Genomic DNA, 22,925 nt, shown 5'->3' with positions numbered 1-22,925 from the left:
CAAGTCGCAGGATGACAGCGGTGGAATTGATACACGCAACAATGCCTGCTCGCAATGACAACTCTAGATCCACGGCATGACACTTAATAAATAACATAACAAACCATTAGTAATGAGCAAAATTTTCTATATTATAGCTACTATATTAATAATAAGTGTCGGTATTTTTATGTTTCAAAAGCAAACGATAATGGATAACAATCAAATAATCCCAAGAAAAGTTTTATTCGGTAACCCTGATAAAGCAAGGGTTTCTCTAACCCACGACGGCAAATATATTCTATATGTTGCACCCAAAGACGGCGTCTTGAATATTTGGCTAGCACCATCAGACGATATTAGTAAAGCAGAATCTATAACTCATGATAAAGATCGGGGAATAAGAGGCTATATGATAGCTTATAATAATAAGAATATTATATATTCTCAAGATCATAAGGGTGATGAAAATTTTAGGCTTTATAGCTATAACCTAGAGACTAAAGAAACAAAGTTACTCACTCCTGAGCGTGATGTTAGAGCTGGTATAGTTGCGATAAGTTATAAAAGCTCTAATGAAATATTAATAGATTTAAATGAGCGTGATCCTAAATATTTTGATGTTTATAAATTAAATCTAGATACTTTAGAAAAAGAGCTAGTATTAAAAAATGAGAAATTTACAGGTTTTATCATAGATAATAATTTACAAATAAGATACGCTGCTGCACCTGATAAAGACGGAGGTACGGAATACTATGAACTAAAAAATGATAAGTGGAAATTATTTACTAAAATATCAATGGAAGATTCAGCGAATACTTCTATTTTAGGCTTTGATGCTAGTGATGAAATTCTTTATATGGTTGATGGACGCAATCGCAATACTTCTGCACTTAAAGCTATAACACTTATAAACGGTAAAGAAAAAATATTAGCCGAAGATGCAAAAGCCGATATAGGCTTATTTACCGTGCATCCTACCAAACAAACTCCTCAAGCGGTATCTATAGATTATGATAGAGTATCATACAAAATATTAGATACAGACATTGAAGATGATGTTAAATATTTGCAAGCTCTTGATCGTGGGGATTTAATTATTAATAGCAGAACACTGGATGATAAAACTTGGATTGTAGCTTATGATAGTGATAATGCACCGGTGAAATATTATAAATATGATAGGGCAAATAAAAAAGCCGAATTTTTATTTACTAACCGTAAAGAACTTGAGCAATATAATCTTGCTAAGATGATTCCGGTAATTATCAAGTCACGTGACGGACTTAATTTAGTTAGCTATATAACTTTCCCAAATGATGTAAAGCTTGATGAAAATAATATACCCGATAGAAAAGTACCTCTAATCTTAAATATTCATGGTGGTCCGTGGGTACGTGATAGTTGGGGATATGATCCTGAGCATCAATGGCTTGCAAACCGTGGCTACGCAGTTTTAACTGTTAATTACCGTGGTTCTAAAGGCTTTGGTAAGGATTTTGTTAATGCTAGTAACCTCGAATGGGGAAGAAAGATGCATTATGATTTACTTGATGGAGTCAACTGGGCAGTTAAGAATAATATCACTGACCCTGATAAAATTTGTATTATGGGCGGTAGTTACGGTGGTTATGCAACTTTAGTCGGTCTTACTATGACGCCGGACGTATTTGCTTGCGGTGTTGATGTGGTAGGACCTTCAAATTTATTAACCTTAATTAAAAGTGTGCCGCCTTATTGGGAACCGGCTTTAAATGAATTTAAAAAAAGAATTGGACCTTGGGGCAACGAAAAAGATATAGAATTTTTAAACGAACGCTCTCCTTTAACATTTGTTGATAATATTAAAAAACCACTTTTTATTGCTCAAGGAGCTAACGATCCTCGTGTAAAACAAACAGAATCCGATCAAATTGTAAATAGCATGAAAGCAAAGCATATACCGGTAGTTTATGCACTTTACAAAGATGAAGGACACGGCTTTGCAAAACCAGGTAACAGAATCTCATATTACGCTCTTGCCGAACAATTTTTAGCCAAGATTTTAAAAGGAAGAGCAGAGCATATAGGAGATGACTTAAAAAATGCTAATCTCATCCTGAATGATAAAGAAAAAATTACCGGTGAAGAGGCAGAAAAGATTATAGATAAGGTGGTTGGGAATTGATATACTACGTCATTGCGAGCGGGGATTGTTGTACGTGGATCAAAAAACGCGTTCGGTGTCATACCGTGGCTTGACCACGGGATCTAGTAAAAATACTAACATGTTCACAAGTTGTTTTCTAGATACCGTGGACAAGCCACGGTATGACAATGCAACCAATTTTGGGGGTATCATGCTAACTTACAAACACTGAAAATTCTTACAGCTTAATTACAAAACTTTTTCACTGGATCATGAGTATTATAGTTATAGTAATGCTCGTTGTCGGTTTCTCAATGGATAATTTCGTAGAGCCTCCTTTAAAATGGCAACTATACGGGATACATGAAGCAACCGGCATAGTTGTTTTATCTTTAGTAATAATAGGCTTTTATGGAAATTCTATAAGCTAAGTTTTGCTACCGGAAAATATGCCGAATTGGCAGAAAAAAACCGCTAATATTAATATAAATTAATGTTATTAATGCTGATAAGCGGCTTTCTAATGACTATTTTATCAAACCATCATATTGATTTTTATGGTTTGTTTACTATAAATTCTTTTGCTCAAGATTTACAATTTGCCAAAATCTTTAAAAAAATCCATAAAAAGGCTGCTTTGTTATTTACTGCTTTAATTATTTTGCATATACTAGCTGCGTTATATCATCACTTTATTAGGAAAGATAACGTACTTAAAAGAGGATGTTGAATGAGTAGCACAATGGTCACCCCGTGGCTTAACCACGGGGTCTCAGGATACAGCCTGTGATACAAGATACCGTGGTCAAGCCACAGTATGACATTAAATAACAAAGAACTCTCTTCTTTACAGCTTAAAGATTAGTTATTATACTGTGCTTTTATTATTTAAATAAATTATTTAAAATGAATATTCATGAATATCAAGCAAAAGAGATTTTAAGAAAATACGGCGTACCTACTTCCACCGGGCTAGTTGTTACGAAAACCGAAAGGATTAATGAAACCATAGATAAATTAAATACGGGAGTATATGTGGTTAAAGCACAAATACATGCCGGCGGTAGAGGTAAAGCAGGCGGTGTTAAGGTTGTTAAGAGTAAAGAAGAAGCCAAAAAAGTTGCTCATGACATGTTTGGTATTAATTTAGTAACGCATCAAACAGGGCCTCAAGGACAAAAAGTAAACCGTCTTTATATCGAATCAGGTTGTGATATTTTAAAAGAATATTATTTCAGTATAGTATTTGATAGATCGGCTAGCTGTATTACTTTCATAGCTTCTACTGAAGGAGGAGTTGATATTGAAGAAGTAGCAGAAAAAACTCCGGAAAAAATTATTAAATTTTCCGTTGATCCTGCAACCGGTTTACAAGATTTTCATATGCGAGGCATAGCTTATGAGTTAGGCTTTAAGGATAACCAAGTCAAACAGATGAAAGAAATAGTAAAATCAGTCTATAATGCTTTTATTGAAACCGATGCAGCACAAATTGAAATCAACCCGTTAATTGTAAATAGCGACGGGAACTTATTAGCTTTAGATGCAAAAATTACTTTTGACGATAATGGCTTATTTAAGCATCCGAATATTACGGCAATGCGTGATCACGATGAGGAAGATCCTTTAGAAACTAGAGCAGCAAATGCAGGACTTAGCTATGTAAAAATGGACGGTAATATCGGCTGTATGGTTAACGGGGCCGGTCTTGCCATGGCTACTATGGATATTATTAAACTTTACGGTGCTTCGCCTGCTAATTTCTTGGATGTCGGTGGCGGGGCCGATCGTGAGCGTGTAAAAGAAGCTTTAAAAATAATTCTATCCGATAAAGAAGTACAAGGGATTTTAGTTAATATTTTCGGCGGTATCATGCGTTGTGATATTATAGCCGAAGGAATTATTGCAGCTGTAAAAGAAATAGACATAAAAGTACCGTTAGTGGTTCGTTTAGCCGGTACAAACGTTGAAAAAGGCAAAGAAATTTTATCAAATTCCGGTTTAGAAATAATACCGGCACATGATTTAGCAGATGCTGCAAGCAAGATAGTTGAAGCGATAAGGTAATACTGCTTGTATTTCAAGAATTGAATTTCATTTTATCAAGGACTCGTGATGCTCACGTACTATATGTACGCTCCGCTCACTTCGCCTATCAAAATAAAATTCAATTCTTGAAATACAAGCAGTATTAAATACAACAAATTTTTAAAATAGCGTATTAAAAATGGCAATATTAATAAATAAAAAAACAAAAGTTATCTGTCAGGGTTTTACTGGTTCACAAGGAACTTTTCACTCTGAACAAGCGATAGCTTATGGCACTAACATGGTTGGTGGTGTTACACCTGGCAAAGGCGGTCATACTCACCTTGATTTACCTGTATATAATACCGTACATGAAGCAAAAGCAAAAACCGGTGCAAATGCGAGCGTTATATATGTTCCGCCCGGCTTTGCCGCTGATTCGATATTAGAAGCAATCGATGCCGAAATTGAAGTAGTAGTATGTATAACGGAAGGAATTCCGGTACTTGATATGGTAAAAGTAAAACGTGCTTTAGTCGGCTCTAAAACTAGATTAATCGGTCCTAACTGCCCTGGGGTTATCACACCGGGTGAATGTAAAATCGGTATTATGCCTGGGCATATTCATAAAAGAGGGACGATAGGTATTGTTTCAAGATCAGGTACTCTAACTTATGAAGCAGTAGCACAGACAACAGCAGTAGGACTTGGACAATCTACGTGTGTCGGTATAGGCGGCGATCCTGTTAACGATACTAATTTTGTTGATTGTATTGAAATGTTTTTGAAAGATGATGAGACAAAAGCAATTATTATGATTGGTGAAATTGGCGGTAATGCGGAAGAAGATGCAGCTGAGTTTATCAAACAATCAAAAATCAAGAAGCCTATTGTTAGCTTTATTGCAGGTATTACAGCACCTCCAGGTAAAAGAATGGGACATGCCGGAGCTATTATTGCCGGAGGAAAAGGAAGTGCCGAAGATAAGCTTGAAGCTCTACAAAGTGCCGGCGTAACTATTACTAGATCCCCTGCCGATATCGGTAAAACTATGCTGGATTTACTGAATAAAGGCTAAATTCGTCATTGCGAGGAAAGTACGTAAGTAATTGACGAAGCAATCTCAGGATGCTTGACAAGATTGCCACGTCGCTTCGCTCCTCGCAAGGCATTGTTGCGTGGATCAATTTCACCTCTGTATCCCGCGTGGCTTGACCACGGCATCCAGTTAAAAATACTAAAATTATTAGTATTTTTATTGTTTTTATGGCCCCCGTGGTCAAGCCACGGGGTGACACAGTGGGTCTTACCGGTCCACGCAACAATGCCTTGCGAGTGACTGCAAGGAGCGTGGCAATCTAGAAAAAATAATAAAAATTCTGATTTACAGAATTTTTTACTGGATTGCTTCGTTAAAACTTACAGTTTTTCCTCGCAATGACAGAAAAACCGATCTACGCAACAATTCTTAAGAACTCTTATTATCCCTAATTTCTTTAACTATATTTAGTAATTGTGGGAAATCTATTAACCCAGGTATTAATTTTGAATCAATTATATACGCAGGTACTCCTTGGATTCTAAGGCTTCTAGCTATTTTCATATTTTGAGTAATTAAATCTTTAATCTCATTGCTATCGGCAATTTCTTCAATTTCCGTAGCATTTAAGCCATTCTCGGTTAATAATTCTTTTATAGATTCCTTAGAAACATCTCTTATTTTTATTAATTCATCATGAACAGCTTTAAATTTACTTGGATTGACCTTATAAACGGCTAAAACTATTCTTGCAAGATATTCGGAAGCATCTCCAAGGATAGGAAGCGATCGTAATATAACTTTAACTTTTGGATCATTTTGCAATAATTCATTTATAGAAACATCACCTTTTTTACAATAAGAACAATTATAATCATAAAAAGCAATTATTGTTACATCACCGTCTTTATTTCCTATAACAGGAAAGCTTGTGCTATCCTCAATACCTAACTTATTATCTTTTAGATAGTTATTAACTTTAGTCTCATTTTCCTGTACTTTACGTTTTTGCAACCCTTCTATTGATTCTATTATTATTTCCGGAGTTTTAAGCAAATAATCTTTGATTATTTCTTGGACTCTTTCCTCTTCACATTTCCTTGCATCCTCGCTTTGTTTAACCTCAACGAAAACCGGATTTGTAGAATAAGTTTTCATTATTTTGAAAACAAATAAAACTCCTATCACAACTACAAATATAACCAATATTTTACCTATAATATGCTGCATAAATACCTTTTTAAAAATTCTAGATTGTTTTTACTTTATTTCAAGAAAGCTGGTTCAATGTCATCTAGCTTAAAATATTAAAATTATTGATATTAAAGTTTATTTTTCTGGATCCCGTGGTCAAGCCACGGGATGACACCGAATACGTCGAACCCACACAACAAAATCCATTACTTCTGTCTTATTAATCTGCTCTGATCTCTTTTCCAGTCTTTTTCTTTAATTGACTCTCTTTTATCATGTAATTTCTTACCTTTAGCAATACCAAGTTCAACTTTCACTTTATTTTTTTTATTAAAATACATAGAAAGAGCTACTAGCGTATAGCCTTTTATTCTAATTCTACCGATAATTTTCTTTATCTCTTTAGTATGCAACAATAATTTACGCAGTCTACGAGTAGAATGATTAAATCTATTCGCTTTTTCATATTCTGCAATATGGCAGTTATACAAAAATACCTCATGTCCGGTATCTGCCGCATGGCTTTCTTCTATAGAAGCTTTGCCTTGACGCAGAGACTGTACTTCACTACCCTTTAATACAATACCTGCTTCTAATCTTTCTTCAATAAAATAATTAAAAAGGGCTTTCTTATTTTGTGCAATAACTTTCTTATATTCGGTCATATTTTTATGGATAGTGATGTTATGATGTTTTCAATTTGTTTTTTAGCACTATCACTTGCTTCAGTTAATGGGAGTCTAATTTCATTTTCACATAAACCTAAATAATGTGCAGCATATTTTATTGGAATCGGATTAGATTCTACAAATAATGCTTTATATAAAGGCAGTAATTTCTGATGGATTCCTAATGCTCCTTTAGTATTATTCTTATACCACTTCTCTAATAGTTCTTTACACATATTGGGAGCAATATTAGAAGCTACGGAAGTCCACCCTACCCCACCTTGAGCGTTAAAAGCTAAGACTACTTCATCATTACCGGTTAAAATGTTGAAATCCTCTTTAACTATTGCTCTAATCCGCAATGGACGTTCTAAATCTACGCCACAATCTTTTAATGCTAAAATACGCAGTAGCTTGCTAAGTTTCAATATTGTCTCATCAGAAAAATCTACTCCGCTTCTAGTTGGAGCTGAATATAACATAATAGGTAGATTACACGCTTCATGCAATGCTTCAAAATGCTTATAAATCCCGTGTTGGGTAGGTTTTACATAAGATGGCGGACTAGCCATAAAACCATCTACACCGATTTTTGTAGATTCCGCTGCAAGTTCTCGTGCATAAGCAGTATTATTTGATGAACACCCGCTTATTATAGGAATACGCTTATTAACGATTTCTACGCTAGTTTGCAGTAATAATTTATACTCTTCAAAGCTTAAACTACTACCTTCTCCGGTTGAGCCTGCAATTAATACTGCATCGACTTCATGCTTTATTTGATATTTTAAAATTCTCTCTAAAGCATATAAGTCTAACTTATTATCTTTAAAAGGTGTTATAAGTGCGGTAATTAAACCTTTAAATATGTTATGCATGATTTTTTTGATTTTAATTGTTTAGCTTATTAAATCGTCATTGCGAGAAGAATTACGTAGTAATTCGACGAAGCAATCTCAGGAGTTTGTTATTATTTGATGAGATTGCCACGCAGTCTACGACTGCTCGCAATGACGACTCGGTATCCACGCACGGGCAATACCTCCTCGCAATGACGTTTCTTCTACTCCCTAACAACACGCCCATACTCTTCTTTCAAACGATCTGCAATTTGATGATCATCGAAAGTAATCTTTTTATTGCCTAAATCTATAGAATCAATATTTTGTACCTCGATTGCCGTGCCTGTAACAAAGCATCCGGTAAAATCCTCTATTTGCTCTAATTTTAAACGCTCTTCTTTTACTTCTAGACCTAAATCTTTTGCAATTTCAATAATAGTCTGTCTTGTTATACCGTTTAAAAACCTATCAGCAATTGGAGTATATAATGTTTTATCTTTAACAAAGAAAATATTTGTTGTAGTGCATTCAGCGATATACCCTTCATAATCAAGTAATAATGCATCATCATAGCCAAGAGCTTTAGCTTCTTTTTTACTCGTTATTGCCATATTATATTGAGCGGCGGATTTAGATTGTACCGGCGTGCTATCAGGCATTGCTTTACGCCAGTGGCTTACATGCAAATTTATACCTTTCTCAAAAGACCTCGGCATAGATGGAATACCGGCAATCAAAAGATTAGTAGATAAATACTGATTAGTGATATTTAGCGACTCGTCTCCACTCCAAATAAGCGGTCTTATATATGCATCCTTAATATTATTTTGTTTTATTACAAGTTCATGAGCTTTCATAATCTCATCAACATTATACGGTACTTTCAAACCTAATGCTTCTGCTGATTTTATTAATCTTTCCGTATGTTCTTTTAGTTTAAAAACTTTGCCGTTATAAGCTCTCTCACCCTCAAATACCGATCCTGAATAATGCAGACTATGAGTTAAAACATGAATCCTTGCAAATTGATAAGGAACTAAATCACCGTTAATCCAAACATGCCAAAAAATTTGCTCTAGTTTTATCATTGTCATTAACCTATATTTATATTAAAGTATTGTCAATCGTCATTGCGAGTAGCGTTGTTGCGTGGATCGAAAAACGCATTTGGTGTCATACCGTGGCTTGACCACGGTATCCAAAAAACAATAAAAAATACTAAAATCATTAGTATTTTTAACTGGATCCCGCGATCAAGTCGCAGGATGACAACAGTGGAATTGATCCACGCAAGCAATACCGGCTTGCAATGATAGAAAAGCTAATACCAATTTTAAACGAGTATGCATACATACAAAGCACATATTTTAATCGTTGATGATGATAGCAGAATATTAGCACTTTTAAAGCAGTTTTTATATAAAAACGAGTTTTTAGTATCAACGGCAAGCTCAGTCATAGAAGCTAAAAATCTATTAAAAACTTCTAATTATGATTTAATTATTTTAGATGTTATGTTACCTGAAATAACAGGGCTTGATTTTGCTACTACTATAAGGGATGCCGGTAATAATATCCCTATAGTTATGCTTACTGCTTTATCGGAAGCCGATGACCGTGTTAAAGGACTTGAAGCCGGTGCCTCTGATTATATAACTAAACCTTTTGAACCGAGAGAATTATTACTTCGGATAAATAACTTAATCAATAATTATAATAACTTTAAAAAAGAAACGAATATAATTAAATTCGGCAATAATTTTTATAATTCCGATACAAAAGAATTTACCAAGAATAATCAAATTATATCTCTTAGCTCTACTGAACAAAAATTACTTGAGATATTAATAAAAAATTCCGGTAAATCTACTAGTCGTTTTGAACTTTCAAAAATAATGGGAGGGCTTAGTATGCGTTCTATCGACGTACAAATTACAAGAATAAGAAGCAAAATAGAAGACAACCCAAAAGAACCGAAATATTTAAAAACCGTGCGTAATGAGGGCTATGCACTTTATATCTAAATTATTACAACATATTTCAAAGAACTTCAGACAAGATGAATTTAAAAGCGAGCATGCACAGCGTATAAAAATACGTGAACACAGGCGAGTCTTGAAAAATTCGCTTGTATCAAGTTCTTTGAAATATGCTTTACCGAGAACATTACTTGTACGGTTTATGTTTATTATAATCATTCCGATTTTAATAGGACAAATCGTTGCTATATTTTTGTTTTACGATCGTCATTGGTATAATGTTTCATATTATACTAGTACTATTATTATCAATGAAATAGAATCACTGATTAAAGAACATAGAAATAATTCAAGAGAGATAACCCATTTATCGGAAAATTATCTTAATTTATCTTATCAATTTCAGCTTAGTAAAAAGTTATCTATAAAACAACCTAAATTAAGTGAGCCTCTAACTATATTTAAAAATATTTTAGCTACAAAAATCCATGAAAAAAATATAGTTAAACTAAATAAAGAAAATAAAATTGAAGTATTTTTAGAATTAAAAGATGGAATATTATATATTACTTTTCCCGCAAAGTTACTACTTAATCCTACAGTATATATATTTGTTTTATGGATTATATCTTTAACAGTTATATTACTTTCTGTTTCTATTATTTTCTCCAAAAATCAAATTAAATCAATACTCACTCTTGCGGATAGCATGGATAAATTTGGTCAAGGTGTTTTAAAAGGCAAAAATTTCAAACCTTCAGGAGCCTTAGAAATAAGAAAAGCAGGGCTTGCTTTTTTAAAAATGAAAGCCCGTATAGAAAAACAAATTACTAAAAGAACCACTATGCTTGCTATGATTTCGCATGATCTTAGAACTCCTTTAACAAGAATGAAGCTACAACTTGAATTGATGGAAGAAAGCGAAGAAATCAAAGGGTTAAAACAAGATATATTAACTATGCAGCAAATGATAAATTCTTATTTAGATTTTGCTAAGGGTGAAAGTACAGAAGAATTTGAAGAAATTTTATTATTACCTTGGATGGAACATCTTTTAAACAAATGGTCACATGTAGATATTGAATTTATAAAATCTATTAATTTAGATAAACTAGAAGTACGAATTAAGCCGAATTCTTTTGAAAGAGCCTTGTCTAATTTAATCGGTAACGCTATAAAATATGGAACTAAAATTAAGATATCTTCAAAAGATAATTCATCTACCGTAGCTATAATTATTGAGGATAACGGTCCCGGTATAGATGATACAGAAAAACACCTTGTATTTAAACCGTTTTATAGATCGGATAAAGCAAGACAGCTTGATAATGCAAGTAACGTAGGACTTGGGCTTGCTATTACTAAAGAAATAATAAACGATCACAAAGGCTCTATTTATTTAGAAGATAGCAAGGATTTAGGCGGACTATCGGTAAGAATCGAAATACCTAAAATATAGCTTTTGTTTTCTCTGTTATCCCGTGATTTATTCACGGGATCTAGGAAAATAAACAAAAAAATAACATTATTAAGTTGTTATTCTGGATACCGTGGACAAGCCACGGTATTACATCAAGTACGTTTTTCGATCCATGCAGCAACATCTAAAATATAAAATAATGACTAACATAAAACATTTAGCAATAATAATGGATGGTAATGCTCGTTGGGCAGATCGGCATAACTTAACAAAATCTGAAGGGCATAAAGCAGGAGCCGATAAAATTCGTGAATTACTCCCTGAGTTTATTAATCTTGGCGTGCCGTACGTAACTTTATATACTTTCTCTTCCGAAAATTGGCAACGTTCAAGCACGGAAGTAGATTTCTTAATAAAATTATTAAGTATTTATTTAAAAAATGAATTAAACAGTTTACATAAAAACGGCGTTAAAATAAAAGTAATAGGTAGGCTTAATTTATTAAGTAGCTCATTGCAAAAACAAATAAATAATGCTATAGAATTAACAAAAAATAATAATAAAATAACGCTTTGTATAGCTTTTAGTTATGGAAGTCGCCAAGAAATAGTTGATGCCTACACAAAAATTATTGCAAGCGGTAAAAAAGAAGTAAGTGAAAGCGATATACAACACGCTTTATATGATCCTGAAATGCCGGATGTAGATTTATTAATAAGACCGGGCGAGGTTTATCGCATCAGTAATTTCTTGCTTTGGCAAGCAGCTTATGCTGAATTATATTTCTCATCCAAATATTGGCCTGATTTTAATAAAGATGATATACTAGAAGCTATAAATGATTACTCAAAAAGGAAAAGAACATTTGGCAAAAGATAAACAAAATATATATTTAAGAATCCTGTCCGGTATAGTTTTAGTTCCGTTATTTGTTATAGCTATATTATGGTTTAAGCCTTTATTCTATATTCTAATGATAATAGTAGGTATGGGAATGTTAAGTGAATGGTATAATATGACCTATTCTTCTATTCCTTTTCTATTAATCGGGCTAATTATTATTCCGATTCCTATAAGCCTATTAATATTTTTAATTATGGAAGATACCAATAGATGGCTTATTATGCTTTATTTTTGCATAATTTGGTCGGTAGATACTTTCGCTATGATTGGTGGCAAAACTTTTAAAGGAGCAAAACTTGCTCCAAAAATCAGTCCTAAAAAAACTTGGAGCGGTTTAGTTACGGGAGTATTATCAGCAGGTTTAGTTGCGGTATTAGTTAGTTTTATACCAAACTTTCATATTGAAAATTACTATTTTTCAAATAAAATTTATTTGTTTATAATTAGTTGTATATTAGCATTAATAGCTCAATTAAGTGATTTATTTATTTCATATTTTAAGCGAAAATTTAATATTAAAGATAGCGGTCATATAATACCCGGTCATGGAGGAATACTAGACAGATTTGATAGTATTATTTTAACTGCTCCGGTATTATTTCTTATGAATATATATTTATGATAATACATTTAAATAATCATTCTAAAAAAATAATTTTAAATATCTTTTTAGCTTTACTGCTTGGATATTTTGTTTTTCATTGCATATATGGTAACAAAGGGATTATTGCATATTTAAAAGTAAATAGGCAGCTTGAAAAAGCTTATGATGAACTAAAAGGCTTACGAGCAGAAAGAGTAGAACTTGAACATAACGTCAAATTACTCCGAACGGAATCGCTAAATAAAGATATGTTAGAAGAACAAGCAAAGAAAGTTTTAGGAGTAGCTGCTCCAAATGAGCAGGTGTTTACAATAAAAGACACACCTAGTCAAAGGTAGGTATCGTCATTGCAAGCAGGAGTTGTTGCGTGGATCGATAAAATCCACTGTGTCACCCCGTGGTCAAGCCACGGGATGACAGAGGTAAAATTGATACACGCAACAATGCCTTGCGAGCAGCCGTAGACTGCGTGGCAATCTCATGAAATAATAACAAACTCCCGAGATTACTTCGTCAAAACTTGCAGCTTTTCCTCACAATGACGGGAAAACGAACCACATAACAACAAAAGGAATTAAAAATCATTTATGACTATAAAAATTTATCAAAACGACCTACCTAATAATTTTGAACTTGAAGGAGATCTAGCTATAGACACCGAGACAATGGGGCTAAATCTACATAGAGATAAACTATGTTTGCTACAATTTAGTAACGGCAATGGTGAAGCTCATCTTGTTCATTTTACAAATCAAGATTATATAGCTCCTAATTTAAAAGCATTATTACTAGATAAAACTAGATGCAAGATATTTCATTTTGCTAGATTTGATCTAGCATCCATAAAAAAATATTTAAGTATAGATTTAGAAAATATCTTTTGTACTAAAATATCTTCAAAACTAGTTAGAACTTATACCGATAGTCATGGGCTTAACGATTTGTGCCGAGAATTGCTTAATATAAATATTTCAAAACAACAACAATCTTCCTATTGGGGTGCTGACAATTTATCTTCAGAACAAAAAGAATATGCAGCAAAAGATGTGCTTTATTTGCATCAGTTAAAAGATATTTTACAAAAAATGCTACTTAAAGAAAATAGATATGAACTTGCCCAAGATATTTTCCGTTTTTTACCGACAAGAGCTAATTTAGATTTACTCGGTTGGAATGAAATCGATATTTTTATGCATTAATTTAAATTAAGATAAGTTAATAAAATATTAAATTATTAACATAATAAATTGACTTCAGATATAAAATCCTGCACTCTATTTAAGAGGCTAATTGATTTTTTTAAATTACTTAGCCTACAATAGACTTATTGCATAATGTAGCTAATAAGGAAGAATTTGAAGGAAACACGGAAGTGCTTACCTGCCACAGTGTACCTAAAAGTACGTGAGGATGCGAGTACCGGATTGACATACAAATTTACCCTTAGAAGCAAGTTATATAAAAAGTTTAATTAATTAGTAACTAAAAAGGGGATCTTTATGACTAATAGAAAAAAATAGACGTGCTAGATTCAGAGTCAGATTTAAATTTAAATCTAAGTCTAGATAGTATAGCAAACCTCTGTTATCCTAGGGTTATAACTTGTGAAACAGAAGAAGACACTTTAAGTATTGATGGCGGTGTTTTTGCCGCATTTTGGTGGGCAGCCAATTATATAATAGATAAAGTATTAATGCCAATAACAGACAATATTTACTATTACCTTAGAGAAGATCTAGGGTATATGAAACTTCATCTTATCAGAGTTATAAGGGTGCTTCAAAAGGTACTTACCATAATAATTGCAGTAACTTTATAAATGAGACGAAGCATTATGACTCTTCATTAGATAAACATGAGCAGGTACTTTTTTTGGGTTAGTATGGTGGTAATGCAATAAAAGTATGCTAGGTGTCATACTGCGGCTTGACCACGGTATCTAGAAACAACTTAAAGTACTAAATTTAGTATTTTAGCTGGATACCATGGAAGGACCATGGTATGACATTCTGACTAGTTTTTAATCCCCACAATCTTTCACTTCAAACAATAATATTCACAATTTTACGAGGAACGAGGATAATCTTCTTCAGTTCTTTTCCCTCTAAGAACTTTTGTACCTTTGGCAGACTGACGGTAATTTGCTTTATTTCATCTTCACTTACGGAAGTTTTAAACTCATAGGTATCACGGAGTTTGCCGTTAACCTGCACTGCCATAATATATGTATCTAACTCTAGCATTGATTCATCAAATGCAGGAAAAGACGAATTATATAATCGCTCTTTATTGCCAAGCTTCTGCCAAATTTCTTCCGTAATATGCGGGATAAAAGGATTTAGTAGCTGTACTAAAACATTAAAGCCATGCCTTACGGTTTCAACATCAATTTTATCTTTGGATATTTCAGCAGATATAGCATTAGAAAGCTCACGCATACGTGCTATTGCTCTGTTTAGGGCAAAATGCTTTATATCTTCGGCGACATGCTTTATTGTAAAATATACTAATCTATTTAACTCTTTACTAATTTCAGTTATATCATCTTTTAAAGAATCTATCGCCTTAAACATATGCTCAAGCCTATTAATAAAACGTGAGCAGCCTTCAATACCGCTTGCCGACCATTCTAGATCTTTCTCAGGCGGACTATCGGACAGCACAAAAAACCTAATCGCATCTGCCCCGTATTGCTCTTGCATTGTCTCAAGATCGATGAGGTTCTTTTTAGATTTACTCATCTTCTCAATGCGTCCCTGCACTACTCTATTATTGCTTTCTTTATGAAAAAATTCATTACCTTTTTTAACTACTTCTTCAGGATATAACCAATTATTATGCTCGTCTTTATAAGTAGCATGTAGCACCATCCCTTGAGTAAACAATCCTTTAAAAGGCTCACGAACGCTTACGTAATTCTGTTCGTTCATTACCTTAGTGAAAAACCTTGCATATAATAAATGCATTACCGCATGCTCTATGCCGCCTATATATTTATCGACCGGTAGCCAATAATCACAAGCTTTTTTATCGGTCATATCTGTAGCATTGCTATTGCAATATCTCGTAAAATACCAAGATGATTCAAAAAATGTATCAAAAGTATCGGTTTCACGAACAGCGGGCTTATCGCATTTCGGACAATTAACATGTTTCCAACTAGGATGATGATCAAGCGGATTACCGTGACCGTCAAAATTTACGTCATCAGGTAACGTAACGGGTAAGTCTTTGTAAGGTACGGGGACTATGCCGCAAGCTTCGCAGTGAATCATAGGAATAGGACATCCCCAAAAGCGTTGACGAGAAATCCCCCAATCTTTTAGACGATAATTTACGCTGCGTTTACCTATACCTAGTTTCTCAAATTCCCTAATGATTTTTTGTTTTGCTTCATTACTAGTTAAGCCGTTTAGAAAATCTGAGTTAACCAAAATTCCATCTTCCGTGTAAGCGGTCTTTTGTACATCAATATCTGCTTTTATTACTTGTTTAATAGGTAAATTCATTTTAACGGCTAATTCATGGTCACGTTCGTCATGAGCAGGACAACCGAAAACAGCACCAGTGCCGTAATCCATTAACACGAAATTCGTAATAATAACCGGCAATATTATATTAGAGTCAAAAGGATGAATGACATAAAGACCGGTAAACACTCCCTCTTTTTCAGCCTTTTCTAGTTCGCTACTTCCTGTAATATGTGAACATTTAGTTATAAAAGCTAGTATCTCAGGTGTTTTGGAAACTAACCGTTCTATTATCGGATGATTAAAGGCAATTCCTATAAAGCCAGCTCCGAAAATAGTTTCAGGTTTGGTTGAGAATACTTCTATAGTAGTATCTTCATTATCCTTAATTTTGAAATGAAAGTTAGCACCTATCGATTTACCTATCCATTTCTCTTGCATAGACCGAATAGCTTCAGGCCACTCTTTTAAATTCTGAATTTCGTTTAATAATTCTTCAGCATAATCGGTGATTTTTAAGAACCATTGCTTTAAATAGCGTTTCTCAACAATTGCACCTGAACGCCAACCACGCCCGTCTACAACTTGCTCATTCGCAAGAACGGTATTATCAACCGGATCCCAATTAACAAGTGATTCTTTTTGATAAGCAAGATTTCGTTCATAAAGCTCTAAAAAGAATTTCTGCTCATGTTTATAATACTCAGGATCACAACTATTTATCTCTCTAGACCAATCATAAGAAAAACCCATAGATTTTAGCTGCTTTTTCATATTCTCGATATTAGAATAAGTCCAATCTTTCGGATGAGAATTATTTTTTATTGCGGCATTTTCGGCAGGTAGCCCAAAAGCATCCCAGCCCATCGGATGAAGCACGTTAAAACCTTGCATAGTCATAAACCTTGCAATAACATCACCTATAGAATAGTTGCGTACATGACCTACATGGATTTTACCGGAAGGATAAGGCAACATTTCAAGTACGTAATATTTTGGCTTGCTACTCTCGTTTGATACTTCAAAAGCTTTTTCTTCTTGCCAAATTTGCTGCCATTTTTGTTCTATTTGGTTCATATTTTTTTATAATTTATATGCTGCATCGTCATTGCGAGCAGTCGTAGACTGCACGGCAATCTCATCAAATATCCTAAGATTGCTTAGTCAATTGCTATGCAATTACCTCGCACTATTAATATATATATCTCTAGCTTTTCTTAAAATTTTATCTTCAAGTGTGATAGCAAGATTTGAGGTGTTTTCATTAAGTACCCATTGTTTATTTTTAAGCATTTCTTCAAATACTTTCACTTCAATTGAATCAGGGCTTATTACATCGTCTTTAATAAATATATTTATTTTAAATCGAAAATTAGGATTAGAGCGTGGGCTATACCATTCCGTAATAATCACGCCGCCGTTTGAGTCAGCTGATGCAAGAGGAGCAAAACTTATAGTCTCTAATGCTGCTTGCCAAAGATATTTATTAACAGAGCCTCCTACAGCTTTAGTAGATTCGTTTTTTACCCTGCCCGGTCTAAAAACTAATCCTTCTTCACCTGCTATAGAACCTACTTCGTCCCATTTCTGCTCTCGTTCTGTTTTTGGATAATCATCCGCTAAGATACTAGTACTTATTGCACTAAGTATAATTACAAAAAATAATCCGATAATTTTCTTCATAACCAATATTTAATTAGTGTGCTTGAGGGAAATAATAGAGAAGCTTTGGCTATTAGTCAAAAATTATTTGAACATAACTAATATGTCATTCTTGCGTGGACCAGTAAAACCCACTGTGTCATACCGTGGCTCGACCACGGTATGACGACAGAGGTAAAATTGATCCACGCAACAATGCCTTCTCGCAATGACGGGAAAACTGATCCATGTAACAAGACTACACCTTAACAGGCATGACGACAAAAATATCTTTAGGATTCTCAGGAAATTTAATAAGTACCGGTGCTGAAACATCTGAAAAATATAATTCTACTAAATCCGATTTCACTGCTTTTAAGACATCTTCCAAATATTGCGGATTAAAGCCTATAGCTAAAGACTCATCACTATTATATTCATAAAAACTTTCCTTATCTTGTGAAGAATTAATAACCTCTTTTGCGTTACCTCTTGCTTCACCGACGGCACTAATCTCTAAGGTTTCACGAGATAACGATAATTTTACCGCTCTAAATTTTTCAACGGTTATTATCGCTATCCTTTCTATACTATCTGCAAATATTTTTCGATTAATTACTAATTTTGAGCTACTGCTTTCCGGAATAAAAGCACTATAATCAGGGAAAATACCGTCTATAAGCTTTGATAGCATAATAGTATTTTCGTTACATATAAACTTAATCTTATTGCTACTTAATAAAATTTCTATATCTTCATTTATATTTTTAGGATCTTTAACTATTTTTAAAATTTCCTCTGCACTTTTTTGCGGTAATATAACTCCAAAATTCTTTATTTGTTTTTCTAATGTTACCCATGAAACCGAAAGTCTATGCCCATCGGTACTTGCCGAACAAAACTCTTTGTCTTTTATGTGTAAATAAACACCGTTTAAATTATAACGAGTTTCATCTAAAGAAATCGAAAATTTTGTCGATTCGATTATTTTAGCAAAATCCGTGCAGGAAATTTTAAAACTTGCTTCAGGATTAATACTATCCATTGCAGGAAAAGAACTAACCGGCAAAGTAAATAAATTAAATTTACAATTTTTTCCTTTGATCTCAAGTCCCGTTGTACCGAGATCTGTTAATGTAAGCTCGGAATCCGGAAGTTTTCGGACTATATCATTTAGAGTTTTCGTAGAAACGGTAAGTTCGCCTTCACTTACTACCTGTACTGCTATTTTTTGACTTAAGTACAAATCCATATTAGTAGAACTAAGTTCCAGATTGCCGTCTTTTGCCGATAATTTAATGTTTGCATATTCAGGTATTATATTACGTTTTTCAACAACGGAACTTGCAAACCCTAGGGACTGAACTAACGTTTTTGTTTCAACTATTAATTTTAACATATTGTTATTCTCTTAATGTTCCTTGAAATTTTTGCGAGATGGCAGCAATTAAATCTTTACTGAACGAATTTAAATCAGTATCAGATAACGTCCGATCATCCGCTTGTAGCTCTATTTTAACCGCTATAGATTTTTTACCTTCAGGTAATTTATCACCGCTATAAATATCAAATAATATAACTGATTTGACAAGCTTTTTATTAAAATTATTTATATATGATATTATTTCACCGACTCTATGATCTTGATCAACAATAAATGCGTAATCTCTAAAATTAGATTGAAAATCCGATACTGCAAATTCGTCTCTTTTACCGAATTTAGCTTTTATCAACGGCAAATTTGTAATATTTAGCTCGAATGCGAATATTTCCTGATTAATATCGTAATATTTCAAGATTTTAGGGTGTATCTGCCCAAAATGACCTAATAAATTTTTACCAAGCCCTATATTTACTGCTCTGGTTGGATGATAATATTGTGGCAATGCTGCCCCATTTGTTGCTATACATTTATCTATAGATAGTCCTGCATAATCAACTACCAGCTCTAAATCGCCTTTAAGATCAAAAACATCATAGCCCCGTCCAAGCGAATGAGGATTTTTATTATTATATGAACCGCTTATAATTGCCGTCAAATAAGTTGCTTCCGTATTTAAATCTACAAAACTCGGCCCAACTTCAAAAAAAGCCATATCTTTTATAGAGCGTGCTAGATTTTTACTTACTATACTTAACAAATTTGGTAGTATAGTAGGACGCATATAATTGTCTCCTATGCTAATAGAATTAAGCAAAAATAACTCTTCTTTTAATTCAGCAAACAACTTTGCATCTTCGCTACTCATAAAAGAGTTAGTTACTACCTCATCATAGCCTTTGCTTGCTAATATCCTTTTAAAACTAGATATTCTTTTATGCTCTCTTAGCTTATTATTATCTTGGTCTAGTTCGGGTAATTTTATACTCTCTATTTTATCATAGCCGTAAATACGAGCGATTTCTTCAGCTATATCTTCTAAAATAGTTATATCGTGACGCCAAGAAGGAGCTATTACCTTTATAATCTCACCTTTAACATCCGTAATAAATCCTAGTTTATTTAACATAGCTTCTATCTCTTTGATATTTAATTTAATTCCTGTAATTTTTTCTAAATAGCATGCTGAAAAATCTAAAGATTTTTTTTGTGACTCTTTTTCACCGACTTTCACTACTTCCGACACTTCACCGTTTCCGCATATTGACAAAATAAGATTAGTTGCTATGTCCAAAGCCTTTTCCGTAAAATTTCTATCGATATTACGCTCATTACGATATCTAGCATCCGTATCAATTTGGAATCTTCGCCCGCTAGTTGCAACCATTTTAGCATTAAAACAAGCAGCTTCGAGTATTATATTATTCGTACTATCAGTACAACTACTATCAGCCCCGCCAATGACACCAGCCAGACCTTGAATACCGCTTTCATCTTTTATAACTAAATCATTTTTGGTAAGTAAATATTCTTTGCCGTTTAGGGCGTGGAAAGTAACTGCGTCATCCTTGTCATACCGTGGCTTGTCCACGGTATCCATAGAACAACTTACAGCACTAGTAATTTCATTGGATCCCGCAGTCAAGCCGCGGGATGACAATTGTTTTTCCTCGCAATGACGATTACAATGACGTGCTACAGTAATCTCTCCTTTTATCCTATCCGCATCGTAAGCATGCATAGGCTGCCCGAAGCTATAGGAAATATAATTTGTTACATCCACTAAGCTTGAAATAGTTTTTACCCCGACATTTTTTAATAATTTCCGTAACCAATCAGGGCTTGGTTTATTTTTTAAATTTCTTATTTCTCTAAAAGTAAATAACGGGCAGGCTTCTTTATCTTGCACGTTAAGCTTCATTTTAGAAATGAATGTACTCTTTATTTCCGAAATTTCTAGCTCTTTAAGTATTCCTATTCCTTTAGCTGCTAAATCTCTTGCAATGCCATAAACTCCAAGTGCATCACCTCGGTTAGGAGTAACGTTAGTAATAAATACCGGATCATCTAAACCGTAATATTTAGTAAAATTCTCTCCAACCGCAGCATCTTCAGGTAGCTCTATAATCCCTTCAGACTCTGAAGCTAGCAGTAATTCCTCTTCAGAGCAAAGCATACCACAGCTTTTTTCGCCTCTAATAACAGATTCCTTAATCTTAAATTTACCGTTTGGTATTTCTATTCCGATATTTGCAAGTACTACTTTTATACCTGCTCTTGCATTACTCGCACCACAAACTATTTGTAGCATACCGCTTTTAGTCTCAACATCACAAAGCTTTAATTTATCAGCTGACGGGTGAGGTTTAGTACTTGCTATATATGCTACTTCAAATTTTTGTAACTCCCCTGCCTTATCTATCACCTCTTCTACTTCAAGGCCGATAGCTGTTAGGGCCTCGGCAATTTCAATAACCGAAGCCGATGTCTCTAAAAATTGTTTTAACCATGATAAAGTAAATTTCATTTTGTTAACCCCATTGCTAAATTCGGTATATCAAATGAGGTAAAGTTATAATGTCTAAGCCAACGCATATCACCTTCAAAAAATTGTCTTAAATCTTTAATATTATATTTTAGCATCGCAAAACGCTCTATTCCAAGCCCAAAAGCAAAGCCTTGATACTCACTGCTATCGATTCCAACATTCTTAAGTACGTTTGGATGAACCATCCCGCACCCTAGCACCTCAAGCCATTTATCGTTTTTATTCATCCGAATATCAACTTCAGCAGAAGGTTCGGTAAATGGAAAAAAGCTGGGTCTAAAACGTAATTCAATATTAGAATTTTCAAAAAAGCTTTTTATAAATTCCGTGATAACATATTTTAAATGTCCCATATTGATATTTTTATCAATAACAAGCCCTTCTATTTGGTGGAACATCGGCGTATGCGTCATATCCGAATCCGATCTATAAGTCCTACCCGGTGCTATAAACCTAAAAGGCGGTTTGCCGTTTTTCATAGCTCTAATCTGCACTGTTGAGGTATGAGTACGTAATAACAGCGGCTTATTATTTTCCTGACCTTTCAAATAAAAAGTATCATGCATTTGCCTTGCGGGATGATCATCTTCAAAATTGAGAGCGGTAAAATTATGAAAATCATTCTCGATATTCGGTCCGTTTTCTATAGTAAAACCAAACTGCGAAAATACTTGTATTAACTCCTCACTACATTGTGTTATTGGATGAATAGAACCTTGTTTATATCTTCTTGCAGGGATTGTTAAATCAATTTTATCGGCAGCAAGTTTAAAATTTAGTTCCTGCTCCTCTAAAATTTCTTCTTTTGCTTTTATTATATTCTGTATTTTATCTTTTAATTTATTGATTTTTAAGCCAAATTCTTTACGTTCCTGTTCATTTAAACTACCTAATTTTTCAAGCTCACCGGTCACTATACCGTTTTTGCCTAAAAATTCTACTTTATATTCTTGCAGATCTTTTAAGCTTTGTACTAATAAGATTTTTTCCTCAGCAAGCCTTAATATTGTTTCTATATTTTCCATGATTTTCTTTATTTTATGTTAACACTGTCATCCTGTGGCTTGTCCACAGGATGACACCGAAAACGTTTTTTG

Annotated in this window: 24 protein-coding genes and 2 pseudogenes; 16 read left to right on the top strand and 10 right to left on the bottom strand. The window is 33.7% G+C overall.

Annotated features, from left to right (window positions below):
• Positions 1 to 112 precede the first annotated feature (112 nt).
• The 7 genes and pseudogenes from REIP_RS03620 (at position 113) to REIP_RS11610 (ending at position 5,477) form a co-directional block, all read left to right on the top strand.
• Entirely contained in the window at positions 113 to 2,149 is a 2,037-nt protein-coding gene (locus tag REIP_RS03620; protein WP_045803856.1) for a S9 family peptidase, read from the top strand.
• Between the two features lie 34 nt (positions 2,150 to 2,183).
• Entirely contained in the window at positions 2,184 to 2,342 is a 159-nt protein-coding gene (locus REIP_RS10850) for a palindromic element RPE4 domain-containing protein (RefSeq protein WP_231569207.1), read from the top strand.
• A gap of 40 nt (positions 2,343 to 2,382) precedes the next feature.
• Positions 2,383 to 2,604, top strand: a pseudogene (locus REIP_RS09325) (cytochrome b).
• Positions 2,604 to 2,840: a cytochrome b gene (locus REIP_RS03615; protein WP_082068223.1), complete on the top strand. Its 237-nt coding sequence runs from the start codon at positions 2,604 to 2,606 to the stop codon at positions 2,838 to 2,840. The pseudogene REIP_RS09325 and the gene REIP_RS03615 overlap by 1 nt, the downstream one beginning before the upstream one ends.
• Positions 2,841 to 3,016: 176 nt before the next feature.
• Positions 3,017 to 4,177 carry an ADP-forming succinate--CoA ligase subunit beta gene (sucC, locus tag REIP_RS03610; RefSeq protein ID WP_045803855.1) on the top strand — a complete coding sequence of 387 codons (1,161 nt, stop codon included), beginning with the start codon at positions 3,017 to 3,019 and terminating at the stop codon, positions 4,175 to 4,177.
• A 160-nt stretch (positions 4,178 to 4,337) separates the two neighbouring features.
• Entirely contained in the window at positions 4,338 to 5,216 is an 879-nt protein-coding gene (gene sucD, locus REIP_RS03605) for a succinate--CoA ligase subunit alpha (protein WP_008579810.1), read from the top strand.
• 54 nt (positions 5,217 to 5,270) lie between these two features.
• The gene (locus REIP_RS11610; RefSeq protein WP_197069196.1) at positions 5,271 to 5,477 is read left to right on the top strand and encodes a hypothetical protein; all 207 of its coding nucleotides are present in this window, start codon (positions 5,271 to 5,273) and stop codon (positions 5,475 to 5,477) included.
• Positions 5,478 to 5,606: 129 nt separating this feature from the next.
• On the opposite strand, the gene REIP_RS03600 is transcribed toward REIP_RS11610, so the two are convergent.
• From REIP_RS03600 to REIP_RS03585, 4 genes are all read right to left on the bottom strand, one after another.
• Positions 5,607 to 6,407, bottom strand: a complete 801-nt coding sequence (locus REIP_RS03600) for a DsbA family protein (protein ID WP_045803854.1) — start codon at positions 6,405 to 6,407, stop codon at positions 5,607 to 5,609.
• Between the two features lie 170 nt (positions 6,408 to 6,577).
• On the bottom strand, positions 6,578 to 7,036 hold the full coding sequence (gene smpB, locus REIP_RS03595; protein WP_045803853.1) for an SsrA-binding protein SmpB: 459 nt from the start codon (positions 7,034 to 7,036) through the stop codon (positions 6,578 to 6,580).
• Entirely contained in the window at positions 7,033 to 7,917 is an 885-nt protein-coding gene (gene dapA / locus REIP_RS03590) for a 4-hydroxy-tetrahydrodipicolinate synthase (RefSeq protein ID WP_045803852.1), read from the bottom strand. The genes smpB and dapA overlap by 4 nt, the downstream gene beginning before the upstream one ends.
• Before the next feature lie 185 nt (positions 7,918 to 8,102).
• Complete coding sequence (locus REIP_RS03585; RefSeq protein WP_045803851.1) at positions 8,103 to 8,975, bottom strand: branched-chain amino acid transaminase; 873 nt, start codon at positions 8,973 to 8,975, stop codon at positions 8,103 to 8,105.
• 51 nt (positions 8,976 to 9,026) lie between these two features.
• Here REIP_RS03585 and REIP_RS13635 point away from each other — a divergent pair, with 51 nt between their 5' ends.
• The 9 genes and pseudogenes from REIP_RS13635 (at position 9,027) to REIP_RS03550 (ending at position 14,607) form a co-directional block, all read left to right on the top strand.
• Positions 9,027 to 9,194 (top strand): hypothetical protein, encoded by a 168-nt coding sequence (locus tag REIP_RS13635; RefSeq protein ID WP_410525709.1) that lies wholly within the window; start codon positions 9,027 to 9,029, stop codon positions 9,192 to 9,194.
• Between the two features lie 30 nt (positions 9,195 to 9,224).
• Positions 9,225 to 9,905, top strand: coding sequence for a response regulator transcription factor (locus REIP_RS03580; protein WP_045803850.1), 681 nt, complete (start codon positions 9,225 to 9,227; stop codon positions 9,903 to 9,905).
• Positions 9,889 to 11,319, top strand: coding sequence for a palindromic element RPE3 domain-containing protein (locus REIP_RS03575; RefSeq protein ID WP_197069194.1), 1,431 nt, complete (start codon positions 9,889 to 9,891; stop codon positions 11,317 to 11,319). Before REIP_RS03580 ends, REIP_RS03575 begins: the two co-directional genes overlap by 17 nt.
• A gap of 133 nt (positions 11,320 to 11,452) precedes the next feature.
• Positions 11,453 to 12,160 (top strand): polyprenyl diphosphate synthase, encoded by a 708-nt coding sequence (uppS, locus tag REIP_RS03570; RefSeq protein ID WP_023507825.1) that lies wholly within the window; start codon positions 11,453 to 11,455, stop codon positions 12,158 to 12,160.
• Positions 12,120 to 12,806, top strand: a complete 687-nt coding sequence (locus REIP_RS03565) for a phosphatidate cytidylyltransferase (protein ID WP_008579819.1) — start codon at positions 12,120 to 12,122, stop codon at positions 12,804 to 12,806. The genes uppS and REIP_RS03565 overlap by 41 nt, the downstream gene beginning before the upstream one ends.
• Positions 12,803 to 13,126: an FtsB family cell division protein gene (locus REIP_RS03560; protein WP_008579820.1), complete on the top strand. Its 324-nt coding sequence runs from the start codon at positions 12,803 to 12,805 to the stop codon at positions 13,124 to 13,126. Before REIP_RS03565 ends, REIP_RS03560 begins: the two co-directional genes overlap by 4 nt.
• A gap of 249 nt (positions 13,127 to 13,375) precedes the next feature.
• Positions 13,376 to 13,987: a ribonuclease D gene (locus tag REIP_RS03555; RefSeq protein WP_023507823.1), complete on the top strand. Its 612-nt coding sequence runs from the start codon at positions 13,376 to 13,378 to the stop codon at positions 13,985 to 13,987.
• A gap of 119 nt (positions 13,988 to 14,106) precedes the next feature.
• Positions 14,107 to 14,261: pseudogene (locus REIP_RS13630) on the top strand (palindromic element RPE1 domain-containing protein); the annotation flags it as partial.
• Between the two features lie 49 nt (positions 14,262 to 14,310).
• Positions 14,311 to 14,607, top strand: a complete 297-nt coding sequence (locus REIP_RS03550; protein WP_045803848.1) for a hypothetical protein — start codon at positions 14,311 to 14,313, stop codon at positions 14,605 to 14,607.
• Between the two features lie 223 nt (positions 14,608 to 14,830).
• Here the strand turns inward: REIP_RS03550 and leuS are convergent, their stop codons facing one another.
• The 6 genes from leuS to pheS form a co-directional block, all read right to left on the bottom strand.
• The gene (gene leuS / locus REIP_RS03545; RefSeq protein WP_045803847.1) at positions 14,831 to 17,335 is read right to left on the bottom strand and encodes a leucine--tRNA ligase; all 2,505 of its coding nucleotides are present in this window, start codon (positions 17,333 to 17,335) and stop codon (positions 14,831 to 14,833) included.
• A 102-nt stretch (positions 17,336 to 17,437) separates the two neighbouring features.
• Entirely contained in the window at positions 17,438 to 17,941 is a 504-nt protein-coding gene (locus REIP_RS03540) for a DUF3576 domain-containing protein (protein WP_008579838.1), read from the bottom strand.
• A 77-nt stretch (positions 17,942 to 18,018) separates the two neighbouring features.
• Complete coding sequence (locus REIP_RS10830; RefSeq protein WP_156147411.1) at positions 18,019 to 18,156, bottom strand: hypothetical protein; 138 nt, start codon at positions 18,154 to 18,156, stop codon at positions 18,019 to 18,021.
• Between the two features lie 2 nt (positions 18,157 to 18,158).
• A complete protein-coding gene (gene dnaN / locus REIP_RS03535) occupies positions 18,159 to 19,298 on the bottom strand; it encodes a DNA polymerase III subunit beta (RefSeq protein WP_045803846.1) in 1,140 nt (379 codons plus the stop codon).
• A gap of 4 nt (positions 19,299 to 19,302) precedes the next feature.
• Entirely contained in the window at positions 19,303 to 21,807 is a 2,505-nt protein-coding gene (gene pheT, locus REIP_RS03530; RefSeq protein WP_045803845.1) for a phenylalanine--tRNA ligase subunit beta, read from the bottom strand.
• A complete protein-coding gene (pheS, locus tag REIP_RS03525) occupies positions 21,804 to 22,853 on the bottom strand; it encodes a phenylalanine--tRNA ligase subunit alpha (protein WP_023507817.1) in 1,050 nt (349 codons plus the stop codon). The genes pheT and pheS overlap by 4 nt, the downstream gene beginning before the upstream one ends.
• Positions 22,854 to 22,925: the final 72 nt, after the last annotated feature.

The organism is Rickettsia endosymbiont of Ixodes pacificus (genome assembly GCF_000965155.1).
Taxonomy (GTDB): Bacteria; Pseudomonadota; Alphaproteobacteria; order Rickettsiales; family Rickettsiaceae; genus Rickettsia; species Rickettsia tamurae.
The sequence above is the reverse complement of the archived record's forward strand: the minus strand, read 5'-3'. Positions and strand labels throughout refer to the sequence as shown.

Excerpts from the sequence above, each read along its gene's own strand:
- REIP_RS03620 (WP_045803856.1), top strand. The coding sequence starts at position 113 with ATGAGCAAAATTTTCTATATTATAGCTACTATATTAATAATAAGTGTC.
- REIP_RS03615 (WP_082068223.1), top strand. The coding sequence starts at position 2,604 with ATGTTATTAATGCTGATAAGCGGCTTTCTAATGACTATTTTATCAAAC.
- sucC (WP_045803855.1), top strand. The coding sequence starts at position 3,017 with ATGAATATTCATGAATATCAAGCAAAAGAGATTTTAAGAAAATACGGC.
- sucD (WP_008579810.1), top strand. The coding sequence starts at position 4,338 with ATGGCAATATTAATAAATAAAAAAACAAAAGTTATCTGTCAGGGTTTT.
- REIP_RS03600 (WP_045803854.1), bottom strand. The coding sequence starts at position 6,407 with ATGCAGCATATTATAGGTAAAATATTGGTTATATTTGTAGTTGTGATA.
- smpB (WP_045803853.1), bottom strand. The coding sequence starts at position 7,036 with ATGACCGAATATAAGAAAGTTATTGCACAAAATAAGAAAGCCCTTTTT.
- dapA (WP_045803852.1), bottom strand. The coding sequence starts at position 7,917 with ATGCATAACATATTTAAAGGTTTAATTACCGCACTTATAACACCTTTT.
- REIP_RS03585 (WP_045803851.1), bottom strand. The coding sequence starts at position 8,975 with ATGACAATGATAAAACTAGAGCAAATTTTTTGGCATGTTTGGATTAAC.
- REIP_RS03580 (WP_045803850.1), top strand. The coding sequence starts at position 9,225 with ATGCATACATACAAAGCACATATTTTAATCGTTGATGATGATAGCAGA.
- REIP_RS03575 (WP_197069194.1), top strand. The coding sequence starts at position 9,889 with ATGCACTTTATATCTAAATTATTACAACATATTTCAAAGAACTTCAGA.
- uppS (WP_023507825.1), top strand. The coding sequence starts at position 11,453 with ATGCAGCAACATCTAAAATATAAAATAATGACTAACATAAAACATTTA.
- REIP_RS03565 (WP_008579819.1), top strand. The coding sequence starts at position 12,120 with ATGATTACTCAAAAAGGAAAAGAACATTTGGCAAAAGATAAACAAAAT.
- REIP_RS03560 (WP_008579820.1), top strand. The coding sequence starts at position 12,803 with ATGATAATACATTTAAATAATCATTCTAAAAAAATAATTTTAAATATC.
- REIP_RS03555 (WP_023507823.1), top strand. The coding sequence starts at position 13,376 with ATGACTATAAAAATTTATCAAAACGACCTACCTAATAATTTTGAACTT.
- leuS (WP_045803847.1), bottom strand. The coding sequence starts at position 17,335 with ATGAACCAAATAGAACAAAAATGGCAGCAAATTTGGCAAGAAGAAAAA.
- REIP_RS03540 (WP_008579838.1), bottom strand. The coding sequence starts at position 17,941 with ATGAAGAAAATTATCGGATTATTTTTTGTAATTATACTTAGTGCAATA.
- dnaN (WP_045803846.1), bottom strand. The coding sequence starts at position 19,298 with ATGTTAAAATTAATAGTTGAAACAAAAACGTTAGTTCAGTCCCTAGGG.
- pheT (WP_045803845.1), bottom strand. The coding sequence starts at position 21,807 with ATGAAATTTACTTTATCATGGTTAAAACAATTTTTAGAGACATCGGCT.
- pheS (WP_023507817.1), bottom strand. The coding sequence starts at position 22,853 with ATGGAAAATATAGAAACAATATTAAGGCTTGCTGAGGAAAAAATCTTA.